Source organism: Caulobacter sp. B11 (assembly GCF_002737765.1).
GTDB lineage: Bacteria > Pseudomonadota > Alphaproteobacteria > Caulobacterales > Caulobacteraceae > Caulobacter.
Genome location: NZ_PEGG01000225.1, coordinates 1 through 8,527 on the forward strand (window position 1 = coordinate 1; position 8,527 = coordinate 8,527).

Genomic DNA, 8,527 nt, shown 5'->3' on the forward strand with positions numbered 1-8,527 from the left:
CCCTCAACGCCCTGCTCAAGAACCCCGAGCGCCTGGCCCGCATGGCCGACGGCGCCCGGTCGGTGGCCAAGCCCAACGCGGCCGAGGACCTGGCGGATCTGGTGGAGCGGGTGGCGCGGTAGCCAGGCGTCGATAGCGCCTGAAGCGCCATCGACCACGAGGCCAGCCCAAGCCGCCGCGCCGTCGAAGGCCGCCACGAGCCGCCCCACCACGCCCGCGCGCGCCGTCCGGGTGACAAGCGGGGCGAACTGGCGACAACTGGCGGGGTCCGTTCGCCCGCGCGGCGGAAGCCCGTTTCGACCCCGCCATCGAGAGCGCCCATGCCCAGCCCGTCCCAGCCCCTGTCCCGGACCCGCCAGGCCCTGGCGCTCCTGGCGGCCGTGAGCCTGACCGCCTCGTCGGCCCTGGCCGCGCCCGCGCGGGCGTGAAGGCGGTCGGCGATCACTATCAGCTGACCCGGGGCCTGGACGACTTCTACGACACCGCCTTCGTGCTGCGGGACGCTCGCACCGGCAAGCCGCGGGTCGTCGGCCTGGACGCGGCGGCCGAGCAGCTGTCGGCCTATGACGTGGTCTTCTATGGCGAGAGCCATCGCCACCCCGGGGTGCACCTGCAGCAGCAGCGGCTGTTCCAGGCCCTGGTCGCCCGCCATCCGCAATACATCCTGTCGCTGGAACAGTTCGAGCGCGACGTGCAGCCGGTGGTCGACGCCTATCTGGCCGGCAAGATCGGCGAGACCGCCCTGAAGGACCAGGGGCGGGCCTGGGACAACTATCCGACCTCGTACCGGCCTCTGGTCGAGTACGCCCGCGCCCGCGGCCTGCCGGTGGTGGCGGCCGAGGCCCCGGTCTGGGCCGTGGTCTGTATCGGCCAGTGGGGTAACGAGATCCTCGACCGCTTCACCCCGCAGGAGCGCGGCTGGGTGGCGCGCGACCTCAACCCGGGGACGGGGGCCTATCGCGGCAAATACATGAAATTCCAGGCCGGGGCGGCGGCCCATGGCGGCGGGGCCAGCCAGTCGCCCGAGGCCCTGCTGAAGGCCGAACGCAGCCTGGCTGGTCAGACCGCCCGCGACGACACCATGGCCGAGTCGATCTTCCTGGCTCTCAAGGCCCATCCGGGGGCCAAGGTGCTGCACCTGAACGGCAATTTCCACAGCGCCGGCTTCCTGGGCACGGTCGAGCGGCTGAAGCTGCGCGATCCGGGCCTGAAGATCGCGGTGATCGATCCGCTCGAGGTCGCCGATCCCCGGGCCCCGGCCTTCAAGGCGTCCGACCTCGACAACGGCACCCTGGTGCAGCTGCTCTATCCCAACCCGCCCAGCTTCGTGGACGGCGAGGACACCAGCGCCTGGGTCAAGGGCCTGATGGCCAAGCGCCAGTCCAATCCCTGCAAGTACAGCCCGCTCTGATCGCCTGGGCGGGCCCTCAGGGCTCGGCGCCGGTCTCGATCAGCGGCCGGGCCAGGCCCACGGCCTGCTCGACGCTGGTGGCGACCGGGACGGCGGCGAAGGGCCGCCAGCCGTCGCAGACCACCCGGGCGACGGCGTCGTCAGCCCCGCCCGGCGGGATCGGAACGGCTGGGCGCGGATCGCCGGTCAGGGGCCCCTCCTGGCCGCCGGCCCGGATGCTGGCGAAGGGACCATGGGCGATGGTCCGGGCCTGGCAGTCGATCACCTCATGCCGCCAGCCGCCCCAATAGGCCTGGGCCCCGGCCGTGAAGCCGCCCTCGGTCACCTGCAACAGGCGCAGCCGGGCGGTGGCGCCGGTCCGCTGGACGCCGCCCCAGTCGACGAAGACGGCGAAGCGGCCGACATCGGCTAGGCGCAACTCAAGCTGCGCCTGAGCGGGCGCCTGGGTCCGGGCGGGGCCCGTCCACAACATCGCGGCCAACAGGGCGTTTCGCAGCGGGCGCAAATGGTCTAATCGGCTTTTCATGATCCAGCGTCGACGCCCCGTACCCTTCGAACTCGGCCCCGTGCACTTCATCGGCATCGGCGGCATCGGCATGTCCGGCATCGCCGAGATCATGATCCGCATCGGCTACACCGTGCAGGGCAGCGACGCCAAGTCCAGCGCCAACACCGAGCGGCTGGAAAAGCTGGGGGCGCGGATCTTCGTCGGCCACGACGCGGCCCATGTCGAGGGCGCCTCGGCGATCGTCTATTCGACGGCGGTCAAGGCCGACAATCCCGAGATGGTCGCCGGCCGCGACAAGCGTCTGCCGCTGGTGCGCCGGGCCGAGATGCTGGCCGAGCTGATGCGGCTGCAGTTCTCGATCGCCGTGGGCGGCACCCACGGCAAGACCACCACCACCTCGATGGTCGCCGCCCTGCTCGACGCGGGCGCGCTGGACCCGACCGTGGTCAATGGCGGCATCATCAACGCCTATGGCACCAACGCCAAGGTCGGCGAGGGCGACTGGATCGTCGTCGAGGCCGACGAGAGCGACGGCTCGTTCCTCAAGCTGAAGTCCACCGTGGCCATCGTCACCAATATCGACGCCGAGCACCTGGACCACTGGGGCACCTTCGACGCGGTCAAGAAGGGCTTCCAGGACTTCATCGAGAACATCCCCTTCTACGGCTTCGCGGCGGTCTGCACCGACCATCCGGAAGTCCAGGCCCTGACCGCGCGGATCGAGAACCGCCGGCTGGTGACCTATGGCGTCAATCCCCAGGCCGAGGTGCGGGTTTCCAATATCGAGATGGGCCCCGACGGCTCGACCTTCGACATCATCGTCTCGCCCCTGAACGGCGAACAGGTCCGCTATGACGGGCTGAAGATGCCGATGGCCGGGCACCACAATGTGCTCAACGCCACCGCCGCCGTGGCCGTGGCCCGCGAGTTGGGCGTCGACGCCGACGCCATCCGGGCGGGTCTGGCCAGCTTCGGCGGGGTCAAGCGCCGCTTCACCACCACCGGCGTCGCCAATGGCGTGCGCGTCGTCGACGACTATGGCCACCACCCGGTCGAGATCGCCGCCGTGCTCAAGGCCGCCCGCGCCGTGACCCCGAACGGCAAGGTGATCGCCGTGGTCCAGCCGCACCGCTTCACCCGGCTGCGCGACCTGATGACCGAGTTCAGCTCGTGCTTCAACGACGCCGACACCGTGATCGTCGCCGACGTCTATACGGCCGGCGAGAGCCCCATCGAGGGCGTCGACAAGGACCACCTGGTCGAGGGCCTCAAGAAGTTCGGCCACCGCCGGGCCCTGGCCCTGGAAAACCCCACGGCCCTGCCGCGCCTGATCGCCGCCGAAGCCACCAGCGGCGACCTCGTCGTGCTGCTGGGGGCCGGCGACATCACCACCTGGGCCTATGCCCTGCCGGGGCAGCTGGAAGCGCTGGCGAAGTGAACGAGGCGACCCTGAATCCCTTCTCCCTTGCGGGAGAAGGTGGCGCGCAGCGCCGGATGAGGGGTTGAAGGCAGAAGCAACCGCGTACGACATCGCCGGACCGTCCGGCGCGACCCCTCATCCGTCGGCTTCGCCGACACCTTCTCCCGCAAGGGGAGAAGGAAAGGGCATCCCATGACCTGGAAAGCCAACCTCCCCGCCGTGCGCGGCAAGCTGCTGCTGGACGAACCCCTGGGCCCGTTCACCTGGTTCCGGGTCGGCGGGCCGGCCGAGGTGCTGTTCCTGCCGGCCGACGCCGACGATCTGCGCGACTTCCTCAAGGCCCTGCCGGCCGAGGTGCCGGTCCAGGCCCTGGGCGTGGGCTCCAACGTCATCATCCGCGACGGCGGCGTAGAGGGCGTGGTCATCCGCTGCGCCGGACGGGCCTTTGGCGAGGTCACGGTCGATCTCGAGGAGAACCTGATCATCGCCGGGCCGGCGGCGCTGGACGCCTCGGTCGCCCGGGCGGCGGCCAAGGCGGGGCTGGGCGGACTGGAATTCTATGTCGGCATCCCCGGAACGGTGGGCGGCGCCCTGACCATGAACGCCGGCTGCTATGGCCGCGAGACCAAGGATATCCTGGTCCGGGCCTGGGGCTATGACCGCTCCGGCGAGATCAAGGTCTGGACCAACGAAGACTTCGGCTTCACCTATCGGCATACCGAAGTACCGCCCAACAGCATGTTCTGGGTGCAGGCGATGTTCCGGGGCACGCCCGACGATCCGGCCGACGTGCGCGACCGCATGGCCGAAATCACCGCCCGCCGCGAGACCACCCAGCCGATCCGCGAGAAGACCGGCGGCTCGACTTTCAAGAACCCGCCGGGCCATTCGTCGTGGAAGCTGGTCGACGAGGCCGGCTGGCGCGGCAAGCCGTTTGGCGGGGCGATGTTCTCGCCCCTGCATTCCAACTTCCTGATCAATACGGGCGAGGCCACGGCGGCCGATCTGGAAGGCCTGGGCGACGCGGTTCGCGCCGATGTCCTGGCCAAGACCGGGATTCAGCTGGACTGGGAAATCAAGCGCATTGGGCGCCCCGCCTAGAGGCAGGTGGAAGGTTACGGATAGTTCATCCGGTTGTTGCCTATTCCCGGCGCCGACCGGTGCTATGAAACTGTCCCAAATCTGGGAGAATCCTCGCGCATGTTCCGCACCCTTCTGACCGCCGCCGCCGTATCCGCCCTGCTGGCCGGAACCGCCTTCGCTCAAGACGCCAAGATCGCCGAGGGCCTGCGCGACAAGGCCCTGCGCGATCACCTGGCCTGGGACATCACCGAGGACCTGACCACCAGCATCGGCCCGCGCCTGGTCGGCTCGCCGGCCATGGAAAAGGCCAAGGACTGGGGCGTGGCCAAGTTCAAGGCGTTGGGCTTCACCAACATCAAGGTCGAGGAATTCGCCAAGCCGTCCTGGACGCGCGGCGAGGAGAGCGCCTGGCTGATGGCGCCCTATGAGATGAACCTCAACCCGGTCGGCCTGGGCCGCACCATCTCGACCCCCGCCGGCGGCGTCGAGGCCGAGGTGGCGCTGTTCAAGACCTATGCCGAGATGATCGCCGCGCCGGAAGGCGCGCTGAAGGGCAAGATCGTGGTCATCACCCAGCCGATGGTCATGGCCCAGGACGGGGCCGGCTACGGCGTGGCCGGCATTTCGCGCCGGGCCGGGCCGGTCGAGGCGGCCAAGCGCGGCGCCGTGGCCATGCTGATCCGCTCGATCTCGACCTCGGATTCCTCGGTGCCGCACACCGGCAGCACCGCCAATGGCGAGGGCGTGGTGACCATTCCCGCCGCCGCCATCGGGGTGCCGGAAGCCGAGCAGCTGGAACGCCTGGCCGCCAAGGGCCCGCTGCGCATCAAGCTGAACCTGCAGTCCAGCTTCGATGCCAAGGACGTGGCCTGGAACATCTCGGGCGACATCCAGGGCTCGGAAAAGCCGGACGAGGTGATCGTCATCGGCGGCCACCTCGACAGCTGGGACGTCGGCACCGGCGCCCTGGACGACGCCACGGGCATCGCCATCACCACGGCGGCCGCCAAGCTGATCGGCGACCTGCCCAAGCATCCCAAGCGCACCCTCCGCGTGGTGATGTGGGGTTCGGAAGAAAGCGGCGGCTCGTCCGAGGCCTATCTGGCCGCGCACAAGGACGCGCTGGGCAAGATCGTCCTGGCCGGCGAGAGCGACAGCGGCGCCGACCGAATCTACAGCCTGCAGGTTCCGGCCGGATCGCTGGAGCATCCGGTGATCAAGACCGCGACCCGGGTGCTGATGCCTCTGAAGATCTATCTGGACCGCGCGCCGGCTGCCCATGGCGGCGCCGATATCGGCGCCATTGAAGAGGCCGGCGTGCCGGTGATCAACCTCAACCAGGACGCCAGCCGCTACTTCGACTACCACCACACCATGGACGACACGCTCAACAAGGTGGATCCGATCCAACTGGCCCAGAACGTCGCGGCCTGGACCAGCTTCCTCTACCTGGTGGCCGACAGCGACATCGACTTCCGGGCGCTGAAGCCGGCGGCTCCGGCGGCGGCGCACTAAACTCTATCTTGTCATCCCGGAAGCCTCGCAGAGGCTGTCCGGGACCCAGGGGCGACCGCACGGCGCTGGCCCCTGGGTCCCGGCTCTCCGCTGCGCTGCGGCCGGGATGACAAGGAATATTTGGCACAGACGCGCGGGCTGACTAGGAGTCGCCTGTTCCAGCCTTTCAAGAGCCCCCTCTATGACCCTCCCCCTCTCCGGCCGCCACATCGCCATCCTGCTGGGCGGTCCGTCCTCCGAGCGCGAGGTCAGCCTGGTCTCGGGCGAGGCCTGCGCCGGGGCGCTGGAGCGACTGGGGCCAAGGTCACCCGCGTCGATCCGGGCAAGGATGTGGCCCAGGTGCTGACCAAGGTCGCGCCGGACCTGGTGTTCAACGCCCTGCATGGCGAATGGGGCGAGGACGGCTGCGTGCAGGGCGTGCTGGAGACCCTGAAGCTGCCCTACACCCATTCGGGCGTCCTGGCCTCGGCCCTGGCGATGGACAAGGCCAAGGCCAAGGCGGTGCTGGCGGCGGCCGGGGTGATCGTGCCCGGCGGCGGCCTGTTCAATCGCCACGAGGTGGCCCGCGACCACGTCCTGCCGCCGCCCTATGTGGTCAAGCCCAACGCCGAGGGCTCGTCGGTCGGGGTGTTCCTGGTGTTCGAGGGCGCCAATCGCCCGCCGCAGGACCTGGCCGGTCCCGCCTGGACCTATGGCGAGGAGGTCATGGTCGAGCCCTATGTGCGCGGCCTGGAGCTGGCGGTCGCCGTGATGGGTGAGTCAAATGGTCCCAGGGCCCTGGCCGTGACCGACATCCGCTCGTCCACAGGTTTCTATGACTACGACGCCAAGTACGCCGAAGGCGGCTCGATTCACGTGCTGCCGGCCCCGATTCCGGACGCTGTAAGGGAGCGGGCCATGCGCATGGCCGAGCGCGCCCATACTGCTCTTGGTTGCCAAGGTGTGACCCGATCCGACTTCCGTTATGACGACATTAACGACCTTCTGGTCCTTCTAGAGGTCAATACGCAGCCTGGCATGACACCCACTTCGCTCGTTCCCGAGCAGGCGGACCACGTCGGAGTCTCGTTTGACCGTTTAGTGTTCTGGATCGTGGAGGACGCTTATGCCCGCTGTAGTGCGGGGGGGACCGCGTAAGCCAACGCGCCCCCGGGCCGAAGCGCCCGCAAGTCCGAATAAGGCTCGCCCCGCCGCGCGCAAGCCCGCGCCGCCGGTCGGGAAACTGCACGCCGCGCGCGGTGGTGTAGGGGTTTCGCCGCGCCTGGCCCTCGGGGTCGCCGGCGCCGCCCTGGCGCTTGGACTGATCATCACCCTGGCCACCGGCCATCGCGTCGAACGCCTGGCCCAGGCCTTTGGCCGCGGCGTCGACGGCGAGTTCGCGGGCATGGGCTTCAAGCTCAAGACCGTGAAGTTCCAGGGCGCCTCGCAGATGGTGCAGGCCGACATCATCCGCGCCTCGGGCCTCTATCAGGACCAGCCGACCCTGGGCCTGGACCTGGAGGCCGTGCGCGCCCGCGTCGAGGCCGTGGGCTGGGTCAAGACCGCCCGCATCGTGCGCCTGCTGCCCGACACGGTGATGATCGCCGTCGAGGAACGCCCCGCCCTGGCCGTGTGGCAGAACGCCGGCCGCATGCGGGTCATCGACTCCGAAGGCCGCATCATCCGCGAGGCCGACGCCAGCCGCTTCCCCGGCCTGCCGCTGGTGGTGGGGCAGGGGGCCGACCAGGCCGCCGGCAACATCCTGCCGGCCGTCGCCGCGCGGCCCCGTCTGCGCGATCGGCTCGACGCTCTGGTGCGGGTCGATGACCGCCGCTGGGATCTGCGCCTGAAAGATGGCTCGCTGATCCAGCTGCCGGCCATTGACGAAGAATCCGCCCTGATTCAATTGGATCAGCTGGACCAGCGGCAAAGAATCCTCGATCTCGGGTTCGCGCGCATTGATCTGCGTGATCCGGACATGGTGGCCGTCAGGCCTCGCGACACGACGCTGCTTGGGCAGCCCGTGGCCGACGGGGCTTGAGAAAATGATGTGGCTTTGAAGTGGCGATAACGATGTCTCGACTTGATGATCGAAAACAGGCCCGCGACGGCTTGAAGGCGACGCTCGTGCGTCAGCCGGCGGTCGCCGCTGTCGATCTCGGGGCCTCCAAGGTCACCTGCTTCATCATGAAGCCCGACGGCATCCATCGCGACAACCGCACCCTGACCACGGCCGGAGTCGGCTATGTGCAGTCGCGCGGCGTGCGCGGCGGGGCGATCGTCAATCTGGACGAGGCCGCCCAGGCCATCGCCCAGGCGGTCGAGCGGGCCGAGACCGTGGCCGGGGCCAATGTCCAGGGCGTGTCGATCTGCACGCCGGCGGCCAGTTGGCCAGCCATCGGGTCCAGACCCAGGTGTCGCTCGGGCCCGGCCGATCGGCGACGACGACCTGTCGCGGGCGATCGCCTCGGCCCTGGCCCAGGTCCGTATTCCCGGCCGCAAGCCGATCCACCTGCTGCCGATCGCCTGGTCGGTGGACGGTCAACGCGGCATCCGCGACCCGCGCGCCATGTTCGGCCGCGCCCTGGGTCTGGAACTGCTGGTCGTCTCG

6 protein-coding genes and 3 pseudogenes are annotated in these 8,527 nt (G+C 69.3%); 8 read left to right on the plus strand and 1 reads right to left on the minus strand.

Annotated features, from left to right (window positions below; all coding sequences use genetic code 11):
• A pseudogene (locus tag CSW58_RS09650) lies at positions 1–122 on the plus strand (UDP-N-acetylglucosamine--N-acetylmuramyl-(pentapeptide) pyrophosphoryl-undecaprenol N-acetylglucosamine transferase); the annotation flags it as partial.
• A gap of 302 nt (positions 123–424) precedes the next feature.
• Positions 425–1,411, plus strand: a complete 987-nt coding sequence (locus tag CSW58_RS09655; protein WP_161494595.1) for a ChaN family lipoprotein — start codon at positions 425–427, stop codon at positions 1,409–1,411.
• A gap of 16 nt (positions 1,412–1,427) precedes the next feature.
• On the opposite strand, the gene CSW58_RS09660 is transcribed toward CSW58_RS09655, so the two are convergent.
• Positions 1,428–1,937, minus strand: a complete 510-nt coding sequence (locus CSW58_RS09660) for a hypothetical protein (protein WP_099447139.1) — start codon at positions 1,935–1,937, stop codon at positions 1,428–1,430.
• Here CSW58_RS09660 and murC point away from each other — a divergent pair.
• The 6 genes and pseudogenes from murC to CSW58_RS09690 form a co-directional block, all read left to right on the plus strand.
• Positions 1,936–3,357, plus strand: coding sequence for a UDP-N-acetylmuramate--L-alanine ligase (gene murC, locus CSW58_RS09665; RefSeq protein ID WP_099447140.1), 1,422 nt, complete (start codon positions 1,936–1,938; stop codon positions 3,355–3,357). The two genes, CSW58_RS09660 and murC, sit on opposite strands and share 2 nt — an antisense overlap.
• Positions 3,358–3,531: 174 nt before the next feature.
• Positions 3,532–4,440 carry a UDP-N-acetylmuramate dehydrogenase gene (murB, locus tag CSW58_RS09670; protein ID WP_099447141.1) on the plus strand — a complete coding sequence of 303 codons (909 nt, stop codon included), beginning with the start codon at positions 3,532–3,534 and terminating at the stop codon, positions 4,438–4,440.
• Between the two features lie 99 nt (positions 4,441–4,539).
• Entirely contained in the window at positions 4,540–5,937 is a 1,398-nt protein-coding gene (locus CSW58_RS09675) for a M20/M25/M40 family metallo-hydrolase (protein ID WP_099447142.1), read from the plus strand.
• Between the two features lie 181 nt (positions 5,938–6,118).
• Positions 6,119–7,074, plus strand: a pseudogene (locus tag CSW58_RS09680) (D-alanine--D-alanine ligase).
• On the plus strand, positions 7,043–7,957 hold the full coding sequence (locus tag CSW58_RS09685; RefSeq protein ID WP_099447143.1) for a cell division protein FtsQ/DivIB: 915 nt from the start codon (positions 7,043–7,045) through the stop codon (positions 7,955–7,957). The pseudogene CSW58_RS09680 and the gene CSW58_RS09685 overlap by 32 nt, the downstream one beginning before the upstream one ends.
• A gap of 32 nt (positions 7,958–7,989) precedes the next feature.
• Positions 7,990–8,527: pseudogene (locus CSW58_RS09690) on the plus strand (cell division protein FtsA); the annotation flags it as partial.